The 751-nt window shown below is 32.9% G+C and carries 1 protein-coding gene; it reads right to left on the bottom strand.

The genetic code is table 11. The features are described from left to right. Positions 1-252: 252 nt before the first annotated feature. The coding region (locus GSA01S_RS10365; protein ID WP_157064837.1) for an IS110 family transposase at positions 253-751 on the bottom strand (499 nt) is incomplete at its 5' end.

Raw genomic sequence — 751 nt, 5'->3', positions numbered from 1 at the left:
ATTGATATCAACAATCTCAGCTAAAATAATAGAACCAAGATTGTAAGAAATACCAGGGATAGATAAAATAGGAGAGTTTAATTCAATCATAATATCTGCTATCTTAGCATCTAGTTCACCAATTTTAGAAGAATAGAAATTAATCATATCAATCGTTTGAACAAGCTCAAAGCTACTTGCATCAGAACTAGTTCCAATAGAATTGCTAGCAACATTTCTAATTTCTAACGCCTTGTCCTTAGAATATCTTCCTTAAGAATTATCTTTAAGGAGATTAGTAAGTCTAGTAAGATGAGCATTTGCGATTAATTCCTTTGAAGGGAACTCATAAAGAAGAGCCATAGTAGATTTTTGATTAATCGAGTAAACGCAATTCTCAAGCTCTGGAAACACAATCTCAATGATTCTATTAAGCGAGATTTTGAGCCTAGCTAATTGCTCTTTAAGCCTAGAACGATATCTAGTCAGTGACTTAAGCTCCGTAACATGATAAGATAAATCCAAGTGGGGTTTAGCATCACTGGAAGAAAGCATAAGAGCAATTAACTTAGCATCAATTTTATCAGTTTTAGTCTTTCTAAGCGTATGAGCTTTTCTGAAAAGATTAATTTGCAAAGGATTGAAAACTACTGGGGAGTAGCCATTATCAATCAAAAAATTGATTAAGTTTAAGCTGTAATGACCAGTAGCTTCAAGCCCCACTTTTACATTTTCAGAAGATGTTGGCATAAAAGATAAAAGAAGATTGAAG

Source organism: Globicatella sanguinis NBRC 15551 (assembly GCF_001552295.1).
Lineage (GTDB): Bacteria > Bacillota > Bacilli > Lactobacillales > Aerococcaceae > Globicatella > Globicatella sanguinis.
This window is presented reverse-complemented; position numbering and strand designations above follow the sequence as displayed.